The sequence below is a fragment of the Streptomyces sp. NPDC006655 genome, from assembly GCF_040703965.1.
Taxonomy (GTDB): Bacteria; Actinomycetota; Actinomycetes; order Streptomycetales; family Streptomycetaceae; genus Streptomyces.
Window position 1 is genome coordinate 1 of record NZ_JBEYJU010000042.1, and the last position, 17515, is coordinate 17515.

At 72.7% G+C, this 17515-nt stretch carries 13 protein-coding genes and 2 pseudogenes; 13 read left to right on the forward strand and 2 right to left on the reverse strand.

Annotated features, from left to right (window positions below; genetic code table 11):
* Positions 1-258: pseudogene (locus tag AB0958_RS23895) on the reverse strand (hydrolase); the annotation flags it as partial.
* Between the two features lie 176 nt (positions 259-434).
* Between AB0958_RS23895 and AB0958_RS23900 the strand changes: the two are divergent.
* Positions 435-2123 (forward strand): DUF4157 domain-containing protein, encoded by a 1689-nt coding sequence (locus tag AB0958_RS23900; protein ID WP_366892501.1) that lies wholly within the window; start codon positions 435-437, stop codon positions 2121-2123.
* 28 nt (positions 2124-2151) lie between these two features.
* Here AB0958_RS23900 and AB0958_RS23905 read toward each other — a convergent pair whose 3' ends face one another.
* Positions 2152-3912: a DUF4157 domain-containing protein gene (locus AB0958_RS23905; RefSeq protein ID WP_366892502.1), complete on the reverse strand. Its 1761-nt coding sequence runs from the start codon at positions 3910-3912 to the stop codon at positions 2152-2154.
* A gap of 341 nt (positions 3913-4253) precedes the next feature.
* On the opposite strand from AB0958_RS23905, the gene AB0958_RS23910 reads away from it, so the two are divergent.
* The 12 genes and pseudogenes from AB0958_RS23910 to AB0958_RS23965 all read left to right on the forward strand — a co-directional run.
* The gene (locus AB0958_RS23910; RefSeq protein WP_366892504.1) at positions 4254-5846 is read left to right on the forward strand and encodes a phage tail sheath subtilisin-like domain-containing protein; all 1593 of its coding nucleotides are present in this window, start codon (positions 4254-4256) and stop codon (positions 5844-5846) included.
* Positions 5847-5909: 63 nt separating this feature from the next.
* Positions 5910-6353: a phage tail protein gene (locus tag AB0958_RS23915; RefSeq protein ID WP_046726369.1), complete on the forward strand. Its 444-nt coding sequence runs from the start codon at positions 5910-5912 to the stop codon at positions 6351-6353.
* Positions 6353-6823 (forward strand): hypothetical protein, encoded by a 471-nt coding sequence (locus AB0958_RS23920; protein ID WP_132888527.1) that lies wholly within the window; start codon positions 6353-6355, stop codon positions 6821-6823. The genes AB0958_RS23915 and AB0958_RS23920 overlap by 1 nt, the downstream gene beginning before the upstream one ends.
* Entirely contained in the window at positions 6820-6990 is a 171-nt protein-coding gene (locus AB0958_RS23925) for a DUF6760 family protein (protein WP_165939330.1), read from the forward strand. The genes AB0958_RS23920 and AB0958_RS23925 overlap by 4 nt, the downstream gene beginning before the upstream one ends.
* Before the next feature lie 3561 nt (positions 6991-10551).
* Positions 10552-10887, forward strand: coding sequence for a hypothetical protein (locus AB0958_RS23930; protein WP_366892505.1), 336 nt, complete (start codon positions 10552-10554; stop codon positions 10885-10887).
* A 145-nt stretch (positions 10888-11032) separates the two neighbouring features.
* Positions 11033-11455: a phage tail protein gene (locus AB0958_RS23935; protein ID WP_132888528.1), complete on the forward strand. Its 423-nt coding sequence runs from the start codon at positions 11033-11035 to the stop codon at positions 11453-11455.
* A 50-nt stretch (positions 11456-11505) separates the two neighbouring features.
* A complete protein-coding gene (locus AB0958_RS23940; protein WP_132888529.1) occupies positions 11506-12228 on the forward strand; it encodes a LysM domain-containing protein in 723 nt (240 codons plus the stop codon).
* Complete coding sequence (locus AB0958_RS23945; RefSeq protein WP_366892506.1) at positions 12228-14141, forward strand: VgrG-related protein; 1914 nt, start codon at positions 12228-12230, stop codon at positions 14139-14141. The genes AB0958_RS23940 and AB0958_RS23945 overlap by 1 nt, the downstream gene beginning before the upstream one ends.
* Positions 14142-14181: 40 nt before the next feature.
* On the forward strand, positions 14182-14625 hold the full coding sequence (locus tag AB0958_RS23950; RefSeq protein ID WP_366892507.1) for a GPW/gp25 family protein: 444 nt from the start codon (positions 14182-14184) through the stop codon (positions 14623-14625).
* Positions 14626-14631: 6 nt separating this feature from the next.
* Positions 14632-16593: a putative baseplate assembly protein gene (locus tag AB0958_RS23955; RefSeq protein WP_366892508.1), complete on the forward strand. Its 1962-nt coding sequence runs from the start codon at positions 14632-14634 to the stop codon at positions 16591-16593.
* Between the two features lie 31 nt (positions 16594-16624).
* A complete protein-coding gene (locus tag AB0958_RS23960) occupies positions 16625-17194 on the forward strand; it encodes a phage tail protein (protein ID WP_366892509.1) in 570 nt (189 codons plus the stop codon).
* Positions 17191-17515: pseudogene (locus tag AB0958_RS23965) on the forward strand (zinc ribbon domain-containing protein); the annotation flags it as partial. The gene AB0958_RS23960 and the pseudogene AB0958_RS23965, both read left to right, overlap by 4 nt.

The window sequence follows — 17515 nt, forward strand, 5'->3', positions numbered from 1 at the left end:
GACCGCGAAGGGGTTGGGTCCGGCGGTGGCGTCGGGTGTGCGGGGTGGTGCGAAGGTGAGCTCGACGGTGCCGGTCGTCCCCGGGTAGAGCCGGAGCGTGGCGGGTTCGACGGTCGTCCAGGGGGCGATGGGTCCGACCGGTTCGAAGCGGTACTCGTCGACGACGTCTCCGGTGTTGCGCAGCCGCAGGCGTACGCGCGCGCTGCCGCCCGGATCGACGGTCGCGGAGGCGGGTTCCAGGGAGGTCCACAGGCTCACGTCGACACGCTACGGGCGGCCCGCGACGGTGTCGCAGGAACGAGGGCAGCTTCAAGTGCCCGAAGGAGCGGTTCAGTTGGCCGTCCGGACGGAAGGCCGGGTGCCAGGAGTGCCCCTGCGGCTCTTCAGTCCCGACGCCGACCCGGGTAGAACGACGAGAGGCGAGAGGACGGTACATGCAGGCATACGCACGCTCAAGCACGGGTTCCGCACCGGACCGCGACACGGGCCGCGCGCCCCGCCCGTCCGCCTCCCGGCCGACGACGGCGGCCCGGCTGGCGCACCTCCAGGCGACGGCGGGCAACGCGGCGGTCGCCCGCGCCGTGCAGCGCGACCGGCACCAGCACAACGCCGGCTGCGGGCACGCCGAGGAGGAGACCGCCGTCCAGCGGGACGCGGTCGCAGACGCGGTGCGTTCGTCCTGGAGCCCGCTCGAGCCGCGCATCCAGAAGCGCGCCGAGGCCGGCCTCGGCATCGACCTCGGCGGGGTGCGCGTGCACACGGGGGACGTCGCCCAGCGCTCGGCGCAGCGGTACGGCGCCCGCGCCTACACCACCGGCCTGGACATCGTCGTGGGTCCACAGGGTGTGGACGACGAGACGATGTACCACGAACTCACCCACGTCTGGCAGCAGTCCGCAGGTCCGGTGGCCGGCACCGACGCCGGGGACGGGACGAAGGTCTCCCACCCGAACGACCCCTTCGAGCGGCAGGCCGCCGCCAGCGGCCGCGAACTCGCCCGGGGCGGCGCCCCCGACCTCACGGCACCCGGGACGGGGGGTGGCGGCGGCGCGGCGGGCGCGGCACCCGTACAGCGGTACCACGTGATCAACCCGGGGGACGCCGGCTACCCGGTAAAACAGCCTCCCGGCGACTGGGACTTCGCCCGGCAGGCGAAGAACGACCAGGGCAGCTGGTACGACCAGCACGACCCGCCCACCCCGCACTACGTGTACGAGGGCTCGGTCCCCCTGCGGGTGTCGGACGACTTCACGCTGGCCGTCCCGTACGCCGAGCCCAAGGCCGAGCCCAAGACCTTCTTCGCGACGGACAAACAGATCGACTCCGCCAACAAGAAGCTGCCGGGCAGGTCCCGGGGCCGGGGCATCTCGCTGACCAAGACCGGCCGGTCGCTGCGGTTCGACGGCGGCGGCCGCCGGGTCCAGCTCTTCGAGGTGCAGCCGAAGGCGCGGCTGCAGAAGAACGGCGAGAAGACCAAGGGCCAGGAGGTCCGGCTGCCGCAGCGCTGCAACGACATGGCGAGCTTCGTGACCGGTCAGTCCTCGCTGGAGAACAAGGGCACCCAGAAGTACTGGGTCACCCTCGGCAAGGCGCTGGACGTGCTGGTTCCCGGCGAGGGCCACGGGTCCGCGATGGAGAACGCCCTGGAGAACGACGACGTCGCCACCTTCAGGCGGCTGTCGTCGCTGTTGCCGCGCCTCTTCCAGGAACTGCTGGAGAAGGACCCGCAGGCGATGGAGAACGCGCTGCGCCACGTGCAGGTCAACCAGCACGCGCCGATCCCGAAGGTCGGCGACGCCATGATCGCGATGGCGCAGGGCGACGACGAGCAGGAGAACGCGCGGCGGCAGGCCAACACGGCGGCGCGCGCCGAGGGCGCTGACGACCCGCACTACGTGTACCACTTCGGCGGTGTGGTGGCGAGCAGCGGCGACGACTACGTCACCATGGAGAACTACGCCCGCGAGCAGCCGCAGGGTGCCTCCACGCACAGCGGCAACGACCCGCTCTGGTACTTCCGGATGTACGGCAAGGCGCCCGACCAGAGCTGGCACCGGACCTGGGCCACGGAGGGGGCGACCGGACTGGTCGGGGCGAAGCTGTCGATCACGCTGCACGGCTGAGCCTGCCGTGCAGCGGGCCGACGGTGTCTCACTTCTTGACGCGCAGGGCCCGCAGCAGCGACTGCGTCCTGCTCAGACCGGGGGTGCTGTCGAGCTGCCTCTCGCTCTCGGGGGTCCACCAGCCCAGCGACTTCCAGAACTCCAGGGCCTCCGGCGGGAACAGGTGCTTGAACTCGTCTCTTTCGATGGCCATGTCGGGAGCGCTGGGGGTGCTGTGGGGCTTTTCCATGACCCGGTGATACCGGCCGGTGTACTGCTTGAGGACCTTCTCCACGAGATCGGGGCCCGAGATGTGGGGGGCCAGGCCGGGGAGATCGCCTTCGATGACCTCGGGGCCGTACTTCTCCTTCATCTCGGCAAAATGCCGCGGGAGCTTCCTGAGGAGTTCGCTCATGAATTCCGAACCGGGCGCGAGGATGAAGTTGTTGCCCAGAACTCCCCTGTCGTAGCGGGCGGTGGCCGCCGCGTTCAGTTCCTCCGCGGTCGGGTCCTCATCCGTTCCCTCACGGCCCAGCTCCGTGTTCACGCTGTTCTTGTCGCGCAGTCGCGGGGCGAACAGGGGAACGTCCGCGCTGCGCATCAGCACCTCGGGTGCCGACTCGAGCTGTATGGCGCCCGACGCGACGTCGACGTCCAGGTACACGCCGCCGTACTCCTTCATCACGGTGTAGCGCAGGATGTCGGAGGCCAGGTTGAGGGCCTTCTTGCTCTTGGCCTTCCTGTAGAGCTGGTAGTTCTCGGCGCCCGCCTTCTCCTTGACCAGCTTGTCGCTGTCGGCGCCGATCCGCAGATGCTTTCCGAACGTCTTCTCCAGGTTTCTGAGCCCGGAACTGCCCATGTCGGTCCACAGGGTCATCGTCCAGCCGCTGTCCTCGACGTTCTCCATCCACGCCTTGAGGTTGGAGACGACGGACTCGCCGGGCTTGCCGCCCAGCCAGATGAAGTGCAGGTCCCGCGGGACCTGGACGCGGCGCGCCGACCGCGGCTTGTCGGCACCGTTCCAGACCTCCTGGACGGTGACGGCCTGGGCGTCGAAACCATGCCGGATCAGACGGTTGAGCAACAAGCGGTAGATGTCCGCCCGGTCCTCTGCCGCCAGGTGGCGCACGTAGTCCGCGAGTCGTTCGTCGTCGCCCGAGAAGAGTTCGTTGTCGTGGTGGTCGCGCATGCGCAGACTCTCGCCGCGTGCCGACTCGGCGGTCTCCTGCGCCCCGGGGCGCTCCGCCGTCGCCGTCCCCTCTCCGGGGGACCGTTGCACGGACGCGGGTCCGCCCGTGTGCGCCGGAGCCGGGCTCTCCTGGGCGGCAGCCCGCTGCACCGCCGGCGCCGGTCCGCTCATCACGCTCCGGGCGACCTGGCGGGCCTCGGTCTCGGCCCAGTCACCGGGATCGGAGATCCGCAGACCGGGGACCTGCTCGGTACCGGGCACCTCGCCCCGCGCCTGCTGACGGGTGTGGTGCAGCTCCTCCGCGAGGACGGTCTTGTCCCTGCCGTCCCACACGATGTGCGAGCCCGAGGTGTACGCCTCCGCTCCGATCTCCGCCGCCGAGGTCAGCGCCGCCGCGTCCGAGTGCATGCGTACGGCGCTGAAGTCCTCGCCACCGAACCGGCCCTCCATCTCCTGCTTCAACGGCCCGGCCAGCGGCTGCCCAGGCGAGCGCAGCACCTCGTGCACGGCGGACCGCTGCACCGACGGGCCGGGTCCGCGGTCGGCGCCGTGCACAGACTGTTCCTCGCCGAGGGCGCGGGCCACCGCGGCGTTGCCCGCCGCCCGCTGGAGGGCCATCATGCGTCGCACAGGCGTGGGCGGCGCCACCGCGGGACCAGCCCGTTCCGCGTCGCTGCCCCGCTCGTCCCGTGTTGCGTGTGCGCGCACGGCCTTCCCTTCGTCTCCGGACGGCTGGAACTCCACCGCTACCGGACCCCGGTGGCCGGCGGAAGGACCGAACGGGCAGGACCACGGGCAGAGTCGTGCCGCGGCCCGGCGGTGGCGTCGTCCGGCCGCCCGCCCGGACTGTCCGTCCGGGCAGCGGCCTTGCCCCCTGGTAGGCACCGGAGGACGTTTCCGCGCACGCGCTTCGCGCGTGAGGGTGGAGACGTTCCTGTCTCGTACCCCGAGGAGAGCAGAGCATGCCGTCCTACCTGTCGCCCGGCGTCTACGTCGAGGAGGTGGCCAGCGGCTCGCGCCCCATCGAGGGGGTGGGCACGTCGGTGGCGGCCTTCGTGGGCCTGGCCCCGACCGGTCCGCTGAACGAGCCGACCCTGGTGACCAACTGGACGCAGTACGTGGCGGCCTTCGGTGAGTTCACCGACGGGTACTACCTCGCGCACTCCGTCTACGGCTTCTTCAACAACGGCGGCACGGCCGCGTACGTCGTCCGCGTCGGCGGCACCTCCGAAGGGGCCGACGGGTCCGCCGAGGGCGCCACGTCCCCCGCCGCCGTCAACGGTTCCGCCGCGCCCGCCGCGCTGCCGGCCGGCGAGGCCAAGCAGCTCGGCACCTTCACGGTGAGCGCGGTGGCCTCCGGCGACCTGAGCGTCGAGGTCGCCGACCCGGAGGGCGAGGGCCCCGCCGAGCGCTTCAAGCTGATCGTGAAGGACGGCGGCAAGCCCGTCGAGACCTTCGACGTGACCGCGAAGAAGGGCGGCCGCAACTACGTCGTCACGCAGGTCAAGGAGCGTTCCAAGCTCATCACCGTGACCGAGGCCGCGCCCGCCGCGCAGCTGGCCCGGCCGGACAACCAGACGGTGGCCCTCGTGGCCCCGACCCAGACACCGGCGTCCGCGCCCCCCGTCGTGGACGCCGGTTCCCACCCCGGCCCCGCCACCTACCTCGGCGACTCCGCCGACCGCACCGGCTTCGGCGGCCTGGAGGCCGTCGACGAGGTATCCATGGTGGCGGTGCCCGACCTGATGGCCGCCTACCAGCGCGGCGCGATCGACCTGGAGGCCGTCAAGGCCGTCCAGCTCGGCCTGATCGCGCACTGCGAGCTGATGGGCGACCGGGTCGCGGTCATCGACCCGCCGCCGGGCCTGAACGCCCGCCAGATCCGCGTCTGGCGCCAGGAGACGGCCGGCTACGACTCCAAGTACGCGGCCCTGTACTACCCCTGGATCAAGACCTTCGACCCGTCGTCCGGCCAGTCCCGGCTGATCCCGCCGTCCGGTCACGTGGCCGGCGTCTGGGCCCGCAACGACGCCGAGCGAGGTGTCCACAAGGCCCCCGCCAACGAGGTCATCCGCGGCGCGGTCGACCTGGAGCTCCAGATCACCCGCGGTGAGCAGGACCTGCTCAACCCGATCGGCGTGAACTGCATCCGCGCCTTCCCCGGCCGCGGCATCCGCATCTGGGGCGCCCGCACGCTCTCCTCCGACCCGGCCTGGCGGTACCTGAACATCCGCCGGTACTTCAACTACCTGGAGGAGTCGATCCTGATCGGCACCCAGTGGGTGGTCTTCGAGCCCAACGACCACAACCTCTGGGCCCGCATCCGGCGCAACATCTCCGCGTTCCTCGTCAACGAGTGGCGCAGCGGCGCCCTGTTCGGGCAGCGGCCCGAGGAGGCGTACTACGTCAAGTGCGACGAGGAGACCAACCCGCCGGAGTCGGTCGACGTCGGCCGCGTGATCTGCGAGATCGGCATCGCGCCGGTCAAGCCCGCCGAGTTCGTGATCTTCCGGCTGGCCCAGTTCTCCAGCGGCAGCGGCGAACTCCAGGAGTAGCGGGACGGCCGGTCCCCCACCACTTCGCATTTCCAGCAACCTGAGCAGAACGGGCAGTAGGACATGAGTCTCCAGCCGGGTGACGCCCTCACATCACACAATTTCGGCCTGCAGATCGACGGCGTGATGGTCGAGTACCTCGCCGAGGTCAGCGGCCTGTCGATGGAACAGGACGTCATCACCTACCAGCAGAACACGCCGGACGGGAAGAACCACGTCCGCAACCTGCCGGGCGTGAAGAAGAACGGCACCTGCACGGTCGTACGCGGTATGACCCAGTCGTCGTCGTTCACGCAGTGGATCAACGAGTCGATCAACGGCCAGATGGCCACGGCCCGCAAGAACGCCACCATCATCATGATGGACTTCCAGAACACCCCGGTGAAGCGCTACAACCTGCGCAACGCCTGGTGCAGCAAGATCGACACCAGTACGGTCAAGGCGGGCGAGGCGTCCGCGCTGACCGAGTCGGTGACCATCACGTTCGAAGAACTGGTCATCGAGTAATGAGGCGTTCGGCCGGCCGGGCCGGGAGCGTGGGGGCGCCGCTCGCACCGGAGGTGACGGCGCCCCCGGCCGCCCCGCAACCCGAGGCGCCCCGCGAGGTGCTGCGCACGGAGTTCCCGTTCCAGCTGCCCCGCGGGTACGTCGACGAGCAGGGCACCGTCCACCGCGACGGCGTGATGCGGCTGTCGACGGCACGGGACGAGCTGATCCCGCTCCGGGACATCCGCGTCCAGGAGAACCCGGCGTTCCTGTCGGTGGTCCTGCTGGGCCGGGTCATCACCCGGCTCGGCACGCTGCCGCTCATGCACGACGGCATCGTGGAGAACATGTTCGCCTCCGACCTGGCGTTCCTCCAGGACTTCTACCGCCAGATCAACGCGGAGGGCCACACCCGGGCCGCGGTCAACTGCCCGCACTGCTCGGAGCCCTTCGAGGTGGAACTCGGCGGGAGCCGCCTGGGGGAATCGTGACGTACGCGACCGACCGGCTGCACGAGGAGATCGCGTACGTCGCCTACCACTTCCACTGGAACCTCGAGGACATCCTGGACCTGGAGCACGCCGACCGCCGCCGCTACACGGCCGAGATCGCGTCCCTGGTGACCAGGGCGGCTGCCGCCGCCGGTACGGAGGGCTGAACGGTGGGCTTCTGGGACCGAGCACGGGGACGACGCGACGGCGGCACCGGGAGCGGCGATGCCGGGGGTGGGGCTTCGGGCGCGGTTGAGGGTCCGGCTTCGGGTTCGGGTTCGGCGCCGGGTTCGGGTTCGGCGCCGGGTTCGGCTTCGGGTTCGGGTTCGGCGCCGGGTTCGGGTTCGGTCGGGGACGAGGTTCGTGGTGGGGTGTCGCGTCCCGTGGTGGCGGCGGCCTGGTCGGGGCTGCCGCCGATTCAGCGTGCGCTCGGGACGGGTGGTCCGGTCGCGGACTCGGGGTTCGGCGGGCGGCTGCCGACGTGGCAGAACCCGTCGTTCATGGGCACCCGCTCACACGCGGTCCTGGACGGCGAGTCGAGCGCGACCCTGGCCGGCGGCGGCGCCACGGGGCTGACCGGAGCGGGAGCGTTGGGCGGTCTCGAACGCCCTGCGCAGGCACTGCCGTTGGCGGGGCCGACGGGGCCGGTGGGCGGCCGTGGGGCGGCGGTCCCGGTGGTGCCGTTGCGCGCGGTCGGGGGTGGTTCGGCCGGTCCGGTCGGTCCGGCGCAGGTGGGTAGTGCGAGCGGTGCACGTGGTGCGAGGGGCTCCGGCGGTGGGGGCGGCCCGCGAGGGCTGGTGGCGGCTGCGGTGCAGCGGGCGCCGCTGGTGGGGCGGCGCGGAGGGGACGGGGGGAGTGCGGCGACGCCGCCGACGCCCGCCACCGCGCCGGTCAAGGGCGCTACGCCCGCCGTCCAGCGGTCCGCGTCCGCGCCTGCCCCTACGGCTTCGGGTGCGGTGCCGGTGGCATGGGCGCCGCAGTCGACCCCGGCGGTCCCGGTTCCGGCCACCGGCCCCCGGGTCACACCGGCACCTCCTGTCACCCCTCGGCGCAGCGCGCTGACGCAGGCACCGGCGAGTACGGCGGCCACGGCCGCGCAGCGCCGTACGTTGCCGTCGGCGCCGCGGCCGGTGGCGGCGGACGAGGGTGATCGAGCGGGGGGCGGAACAGGCGGGAACACGGTGGTGCAGCGGGCGTCCGAGGGAGCGGCTCCTGCTCCTGCTCCGGCTCCGGTGAGCGGAGAACGGCCGGTCCGGTCCGGAGGCCCCGCCACACCGGATGCAGCTCCCCTCCCCCCGGGACAGGGTCCGGCACCCGCCGGTCGTACGACCCCGGCAGCCCACGCGCCTGTGGTGCAGCGGCGGCCGGCGGGCGCCACCCCTTCGGCAACGGTCACGCCCTCGACGAGCGGTGCTTCGGACAACGGCCGTACGGCACCGGCGGCACCACCGCTGCCGACGGTCGTTCAGCGACAGCCGACGAGCGCCCCCTCGAACCCCACCCCGACGACAACGCCCCGTAAGGACGCCCCCGGCCGGGCCCCTGCCGCGCCGCTTCAGGCACAGGCCGGCTCGACAGGCGGGCCGCCAACGGTCTCCGTCCAGCGCCGACACGGCACGGCGGCAGCGGTGCCGTCGGCGTCGGGTCAGGGTGAGAGTGGTCGAGCCGGCGCCGCGCCAGGAGCGCCCTCGCGGGGCCGAGACGGCTCGACAGTCGGGGCGTCACCGGTGTCCGTTCAGCGCCAAGGGGACGCGTCGGGCGCGGCGTCCGCAGAGTCCGGCCAGAGGGAGGACGACGCGGCCGGTGCTGCCGCAGCGCCTCATCGTGCCGGGGGTGGCTCGACAGGCGCGGCGTCGCAGGCGTCCGTTCAGCGCCACCGGGACCCGTCAGGCGCGTCGTCGTCGGAGTCCCGTCCGGGTGACGGCGCCTCGGCGGCTGCGGTGCCGTCGGTGTCGGGCCAGGGTGTGCATGGTCCGGCTGGTGTTGCGCCGGGGGCGCCTTCGCAGGGTCGGGGTGGCGCGTCGGGTGGGGCGTCGCGGGTGTCCGTTCAGCGCCAGGGCGGAGCGTCGGGCGCGGTGCCGTCGGTGTCGGGTCAGGGCGTGAGTGGTCCGGCTGGTGCTGTGCCGGGGGCGCCGTTGCAGGGTCGGGGTGGCGCGTCGGGTGGGGCGTCGCCGGTGTCCGTTCAGCGCCAGGGCGGCGCGTCGGGTGTGGTGCCGTCGGTGTCGGGTCAGGGCGTGAGTGGTCCGGCTGGTGCTGCGGCCGGAGTGCCTTCGCAGAACCGAGGTGGCTCGACAGGCGGGGCGTCACCGGTGTCCGTTCAGCGCCAGGGCGGCGCGTCGGGCGCGGCGTCGTCGCAGTCCCGTCCGGGCGATGGCGCCTCGGCGGCTGTGGTGCCGTCGGTGTCGGGTCAGGGTGTGGGTGGTCCGGCTGGTGTTGGGCCGGGGGCGCCTTCGCAGAGCCGGGGTGGCTCGGCGGGCACGGCGTCGGCGGTGTCCCGTCAGGGGGACGGTGGCGCGGCCGGTGCTGCCGCAGCGCCGGCGTCGGCTGTGTCCGTCCAGCGCCACGAGGGCCCGTCGGGCGCGGTGCCGTCCGTGTCCCGGCAGGGCGACGGTGGTGCGGCGGGCGCTGCTGCGACAGCACCCCTCCCGGAGCACAGCGGCCCGGCGGACACGGCGACGACAGCGCCCCGTCAGGGGCGCGGGGAACTGCGCGATCAGCCCCCACCGGCCGTCACGGTGGCGACCGGCGGCAACACCCCCTCAGTGCAGCGCGCCGTGTCACCGCCGAGCACCCCCCGCCCCGGCCTCGGTGCCCCCCTGCCCCCCTCCTCGACACCGCCCCACGCAGTACCCGCACGCCCCGCAGCCGCCGGCGCGACCAACCCTCCGGTGCAGCGACGGACGACGCACAGCACAGGGACGCCTGCCCCCGCACCTGCCTCCACCCCCGCACCCGCCTCCGCCCCCGCACCTGCCTCCACCCCCGCACCCGCCCCCGCCCCCGCCGCGCACACCCAGGCCCCCACCCCGTCGGCCCCGGCCCCCGCATCCGCCCAGCGTGCCCCCGGCCTCCCCAGCACCCCCCGCACCCCCGCCCGCACCCCCCGCCTCGGTCTCGGCGCCCCCCTCACGTCCCCCGCACGGCCCGTGCAGCGGCAGACACCGGCCGGCACAGCGAACCGCTCGGTCGGCCGGCCTGCTCCGGCGACCGCCCCGAACCCACCCACCCCCCACATACCGACGATCCCGGCCGGCGCCCTCCACCAGCCCCCCGTCGCCCCCGCCACACCCCCGTTCCTGACCGGAGCCCCGGCTCCGGCCCCTCTGCCCGCACCCACCACCGACCGCCCCCCGGCGCCCGTCCAGCGACGCCCCGCCACCCCACCGGACAGCGCGTCGGCGCCCGTACCCGGCGTCGCCCCCGTATCCGTCCAGCGGTACCCCGCCACCCCCTCCTCCGCCGGCACCTCCGCCCACGTGCCGGGCGGCGCACCGCACCCGACGTTCCCGCCCACGCCTGGCGGGACGGCGACCGCGCCCGCCCCCTCCCTCCCCGTCCCCGTGCAGCGGGCGACCACCGCCTCCGGCCCTTCCCAGCCGGTCCCTCTCCGAAGCAGCACCGCACCCCTTCCCGCGGCGGCCCCCCTCCCCCTGGCCCCTCTCAACCCCCCCGTCGTCCAGCGCGACACCCTCCCCACCTCGCTCCCGCCGGTCCTTCCCCCGCACTCCGTGAAGAAGGCCCCGGTCACCGGCTCCACCCCCACTCGCCCCCACGCCCCGTTCACCAAGTCCGAGACGCCGCCGCCACCTCCGCCGCCGCCCCCGTCCTCACCCCCGGACGATCCCCCGCCGTCGTACTCCGCCTCCGCCTCGGCAGCCGGCGACGGCGACGACCCGCCCGCGTACATGGCGATCGAGGAGGGCGGCTTCGACCCACGGGCCCTGACCGAGTACCAGGTGGACGCACTGGTCCACCGGATCATCGACCGGATCACCCGGCAGGTCCGCACCGAACTGCGCCGGGACCGTGAACGCGTCGGCAAACTCCGCGACTTCCGCCCCTGACCCCGCCCCACCACCCACCACCCACCACCCACAATCCACCACCCACAATCCACCACCCACAATCCACCACCCGCCACCCATCACCCCTCACTCACCGCCCATCACCCACCGCCCGTCACCCGCCCCACCCACAGAAAGGCCCCCGATGGCTCGCCAGGACCCGGGAACCACGATCTGGTTCAGCCTCTCCATCGACGGCGAGAGCCTCGGCTACTTCAACGGGTGCCAGGGGCTGTCCTCGCAGGTGGAGGTCGAGCGCAGGCAGGAGGGCGGCAACAACGGCTTCGTGTGGCAACTGCCCACCCGCGTCACCTTCTCCACCATCCGGCTGACCCGTCCGCTCACCCCGGACACCTCCAAGGTCGCCAAGTGGATCTCCTCCGTGCAGACCGGCATCAAGCGCCCCACCGCCCAGATCACGGCACTGCGGGCGGACGGTTCGGAGGTCGCCCGCTGGGGTCTTCTCGACGTCCTGCCCGTGAGTTGGCAGGGCCCCTCCCTGGACCCCGCCAGCCCCGCCGTGGCCACCGAGGTCCTGGAGATCACCCACCACGGCTTCACGGACTGAGCGGGACGAGAGACGAGACGGACGAGAGAGACGAGAGGGCAGAGAAAGACATGGCCAGCAGCAGCCGGGGCGCCGGCAAGAGCCTCGTGCGCGCCACCCTGGAGATCCACCAGCCCCCGCCGAGCGGCAGCCGCACCCCGGGCGCTCTCATCAAGTCCTTCCACTTCGACTTCAACCCGGCGCAGCTCAGCATCGGCCGCCGCGCCGACTGGAAGTCCTCGTACGCGCCGATCGAACGCGACGGCCCGCTCCCGGAGTTCCTCGGCGCGTACCCGCGGCAGATGAACGTGGAGATCTTCCTGGACTCCTCCGACGACCCGACCGACAACACGGTGCTCAAGAAGGTCGAGTCGTTGCTGACCTGCTGCGAGGTCACCAGTCAGAGCATCGCGAACAAGCGGCCCTCGCCGCCGTGGGTGGTCTTCGAGTGGGGCTCGTTCTCGACGGCCCGCTTCACGGCGTTCGTCGCCTCCGCCGACGCCTCGTACACCCTGTTCGGGACCAGCGGGATGCCCATCCGGGCCACCTGCCGGCTCCAGCTCCAGGAGATCCCGACCAAGACCCCCGGGCAGAACCCGACCTCCGGGGCGCTCACCGCACAGCGCGTGCACCGGGTGGTCGCCGGGGACTCGCTGCAGGCGCTGGCCTGGCGGGAGTACGGCGACGCGTCGGCGTGGCGGGCGATCGCCGACGCCAACGGGATCGACGACCCGAACCGGCTGCCCACCGGCACGGAACTCGTGCTGCCCGCCGCCGAGGAGGTGCGGCGCTGATGGTCAAGTACGCCTATTCGAACATCATCAAGGTCACCGTCGACGGGAAGGACCTGAAGTCCGACCCGGTGTGGGGGTCCGCGCTGGTCGAGGCCCATGTGGACCAGGGTGTCGGGGTGCCCGCCGCCTTCCACCTGACCTTCCGGGACAAGGACCGCAAGCTCTTCGGCGACCTGGGCGTCAAGTTCGGCAGCGAGGTGGTGCTCACTCCGATGTCCGACGGTCTGGACACCGCGGGCCCGCTGCTGACCGGCGAGGTCACCGCGATGGAGGCCGAGTACGACGGCACCGGCAGCTACGCCGTGATCCGCGGCTACGACAACGGCTTCCGGCTGATGCGCCAGCGCCGGGTGGTCGCCTACCGCAACCAGACGGCCTCCGACATCGCCCGCAAGCTGGCCGGGCAGGACGGGGTGCCGATCGGCCGGATCGACGCGACGAAGACCGTCTACGAGTTCATCAGCCAGAGCAACGTCACCGACTGGGAGTTCCTCGCGCGGCTCGCCGACGAGAACGAGATGGTGATGTCGGTCGACGCGAAGGGCAAGTTCCAGTTCGTGAGGCCGAAGGACGCCTCCGGGGCGCCCTCGACCAGCACGGACGGCGACAAGAGTCCCTTCGTCCTGGAGGCCGGGCACGACATCCTGCGGCTGCGTTCCGCGGTGACCGCCGCCGACCAGGTCGCCACCGTCGAGTCCCGCGGCTGGGACGTGACGACGAAGAAGACGCTCACCGCGACCTCGAAGGCCAACGGGAACAAGGCGTACAGCATCGGCGCCACCCCCGGCGACGCCTACGCCAAGTTCCCGGCGGCCAAGCTGGTCGAGACCCGTACCCCCTACGACAAGCAGTCCGAGGTGAAGTTCGCGGCCGACGCCCTCTCCGACGACGTGACGAGCGGGTTCGCGGAGGTCGAGGTGATCGTCCGGGGCAACCCGCAGCTGCGGCCCGGGGTGCCGGTGGCGCTCAAGGACGTCGGCACGCCCTTCGCCGGCAAGTACACGGTGACCTCGGTACGGCACGTCTTCGGCGACGCCAAGCACTACGAGACCTGGGTGACGGTCAGCGGCCGGCAGTGGCGGTCCCTGTACGGGGTGGCCTCGGGCGGCGGGGCCGGCGACGCCGGTTCCGACCGGCAGCTCAGCGTGGCCCCGGCGCTCGTCACCGACGTGCAGGACCCGCTCCAGCAGGGCCGGGTGAAGATCAAGTTCCCCTGGCTCGACGACACCTACGTCAGCGACTGGACGCGGACCGTGCAGATGGGCGGGGTGCGCGGCGGCGGGGTGTTCCCGATGGACGTCGGCGACGAGGTGCTGGTCGCCTTCGACCGGGGCGCCCTCGACCACGCGTACGTCATCGGCGGCCTCTACAACGGCAAGGACAAGCCGACCCGGGTCAGGGACGTACCGCTGCACGACGGCATGCGCGGCCGCGCCACCCGGCACACGATCTCCGACCGCGTCGGCAACCGCATGGACCTGCTCGACCAGCGGGGCCGCAAACAGGGCGTCCGGCTGGCCAGCGGCGACGACAAGCTGACCGTCCATCTCGACCGGCAGAAGACCGAGATCACCGTGGACAGCAAGGGCAGCGTCTCCATCAAGGGCAGCAGGTCGGTGTCGGTCGAGGCCGGCGCGAACCTGTCCCTGAAGGCGGGCGGCGCGCTCAGCATCAGGAGCGGCGGACCGCTCTCCCTGCAGAGCGCGGAACTCGTCGACATCAAGTCCCCCGCGGGCGCGGTCACCGTGAACGCCGCCGCCGTGAACCTGATGGCGAACGCGGCCCTGTCGCTGCGCGGCAACGCCGCCGTCGCGATCAGCTCCCTGGCCACCGTGGCGATCCAGGCCCCCGAGGTGCCGGTGCTCGGCAACCTGATGATGGGCGGACTGACGGTGATGGTGATCCCGGCATGAGCGGGCACGAGGTCCTCCCCGAGGGGCGGGTGCGGAACTGATGGCAGAACAGTTCGTGGGCTCGGGCTGGTCCTTCCCGCTGCGGATCGGCCCCACCGGCGGTATCGCCCTGGTCAGCGGCGAGAAGGAGGTCGAGGAGGCCATCCGGCTCGTGCTGTCCACGGCCCCCGGCGAACGCCCGATGCGCCCGGAGTTCGGCTGCGCCATCCACGACCTGGTCTTCGCACCGGTCAACGAACAGACCGCCGGCCGGATCCAGCACGAGGTGTACACCAGCCTGGACCGCTGGGAGCCGCGGATCGAGGTCGAGGACGTCGAGGTCGGCACCGGGGCCGACCCGAGCGTGCTGATGATCGACGTCCGCTACTCGATCCGCGGCACCAACAACCCGCGCAGCCTGGTCTTCCCCTTCTACGTCATCCCGTCCCACGACGAGCCGGACCTGCCGCCCGCCTCCTCGGACTCCTCGGAAAGCGACCGCTGATCCCCGATGGCCCTGCCCTCCCCGAACCTCGACGACCGGCGCTTCCAGCAGTTCGTCGACGACGCCAAGCGTTACATCCAGCAGCGCGCGCCGGAGTGGACCGACCACAACGTCTCCGACCCCGGCATCACGCTGGTGGAGACGGTCGCGCACATGGCCGACCAGATCGTGTACCGGCTCAACCGGGTCCCGGAGAAGAACCACCTGGCCTTCCTGGACCTGGTCGGCATCACGCTCTTCCCGCCGTCGGCGGCCCGCACCGAGGTGACGTTCTGGCTGTCGGCGGCCCAGGAGGACACGGTTCCGGTGCCGGTCGGCACCGAGGTGGCGACCCGCCGTACCGAGACCCAGGAGGCGGTGGTCTTCGCGACCGAGCGCGACCTGGCGATCGTGCCGAGCGAACTGCGCCACCTGATGAAGCAGGAGCGCGGCTCGGCCGTCGTCGACCTCACCCACGAACTCACCGAGGGCAAGGACCTGTTGTGCTTCACGGAGTCCCCGAACCCCGGTGACTGCATGCTGCTCGGCCTGTCCGCGGCCGTCCCGCACTGCGCGGTCGCGCTCGACCTGGACAGCAGGGTCGACGGTGTCGGCGTGGACCCGCGGCAGCCGCCGCTGGTGTGGGAGGCGTGGACGGAGGACGGCTGGCGGGAGTGCGAGGTCGACCAGGACGGCACCGGCGGCCTGAACCGGCCCGGCGAGGTCGTGCTGCACGTCCCCGGCGGCCACGTGCTGTCCCGCAACGGCGGCCGGGAGGCCGGCTGGCTGCGCTGCCGGGTCACCGAACCCCACCCCGACCAGCCCTTCTACACCACCTCCCCGACGGTCCGGTTCGCCGAGGCCTGCACGATCGGCGGCACCACCGGCGCGGTGCACGCGGAGACCGTCGAGGACGAGGCGCTCGGCGAGTCCACCGGCCTGCCCGGCCAGCGGCTGCACCTCGCCCACGCCCCCGTGGTCGGCGACACCCCGCCGCTGCTCCTGCAGACCGCCGAGCACGACGGCGAGGGCGGCTGGCTGGACTGGCAGGTGGTCCCGCACTTCGCGGCCTCCGGGCCGTACGACCGGCACATCACGCTCGACGCGACCACCGGCGAGATCGCCTTCGGCCCCGCGGTGCGCGAACCGGACGGCTCGCTGCGCCAGTACGGCGCGGTGGCCGCGAAGGGCGCCGTCATCCGGGCCCGCCGCTACCGCACCGGCGGCGGCCGGGAGGGCAACGTGGCCCGGGGGTCCGTGCAGATCCTGCGCTCCTCCATCCCGTACGTCTCCGAGGTCGTCAACCGGGAGGCGGCGCGCGGGGGAGTGGACGGCGAGACGGTCGCCGAGGCCAAGGTGCGCGCCCCGATCACGCTGCGCGCCCAGGAGCGGGCGGTGACCCTGCGGGACTACGAGGAACTGGCCCGCCGCGCCGCCCCGGAGACCGCCCGGATCACCTGCCTGGAGGGCGAGGAGGGCGAGCACGGTGCCTACGCGGTACGGGTCCTGGTGGTCCCGCAGGCCGTCGCGGACCCCGGCGGGCGGCTGCGCTTCGAGCAACTCGTGCCCGGCGACGCCCTGTTGGACCGCATCACCCGCCACCTGGACGAACGCCGCCTGATCGGCACCAGGCTGGCCGTCGGGCCGCCCTTCTACCAGGGCGTCACCGTCGTCGCCACGCTGCACGCCTTCCGCGGGGTGGACGTCGACCGGGTCCGCCGCCAGGCCCACGACGCCCTCTACCGCCACCTCGACCCGCTGACCGGCGGCGCCGACGGCAAGGGCTGGCCGTTCGGGCGCCCGGTGCAGTCCGGCGAGGTCTTCGCGGTGCTGCAACGCGTCCCCGGCGTGGAACTCGTCGACGAGGTCGTCCTGCACCCCGCCGACCCGCTCACCGGCAAGCGCGGCGACCCGACCGACCGCATCGACCTGGACGCGCCGTCCCTGGTCTTCTCCTACGACCACCGGGTCCGGGTGATCGGCGAATGACGACAGCCGACGACGTCTTGGGAGGCCCGTGTTGAGAGGCTCGATCGACGGCCTGGGCTCCTCCACCCCCATCGGCCCGATGCTCCCCGCGGTCTTCGCGGACGACGACCTCGCGCTGCGCTTCGTCGCCGGCCTGGACGACGTGATCGCCCCGATCCCCAACGTCCTCGACTGCCTGCCCAGTTACTTCGACCCGGCGCTGGCCCCGCTGGACTTCGCGGAGTGGCTCGGCACCTGGGTCGGCGCGGAGACGGACGGCACCGAGCCGGCACCGCTGCTCCGCGCGGCGGTGGCCGCGGCCGCCTACCTGCACCGCATCCGGGGCACCCGGCGCGGCCTGTCCGAGGCGGTCCGGCTGGCGTTCGGGGTGGCACCGGAGATCACCGAGAGCGGCGGCGCGACCTGGAGCGCCCGCCCGCTCGGTGCGTTCCCCGGCGCCCCGCGCCCCCACCTCCACGTCCACCTCACGCTGCCCGCGCCCACCCCGGCCGACGAGGTCCGCCTGGAACGCCTCGTGGCCGCCGCCCGCCCCGCCCACATGCCGTACACGGTCCAGGTGACCGCTTCTTCCCCGTCCGCCGAAAGGACACCGCAGCGATGACGACCACCCAGAACTGCACGGAGTGCGGCACGGTCGCCGAACCGGGCCAGTCCTTCTGCGACGCCTGCGGAGGGGTCCTGAGCTGGACCGGCAACAGAGACACCCCGGCCGCGGCGTCGAACTCTGCGAGCCCGCCCCCTGGCTGGGACGCCTTCACCCGCCGCGACGGCGGCACCGGCCTCCCCCCACGCGACACCCGCACCCCGACAACGGCAACGGCAACGGCAACCGCGACGGCACCCCCCGCCCAAGAAGAAACGAACCCGACAGCGCCCCTCCAGAGCGAGGGCCCCTCCTCGGCAACGTCCACGACAGCGCCCC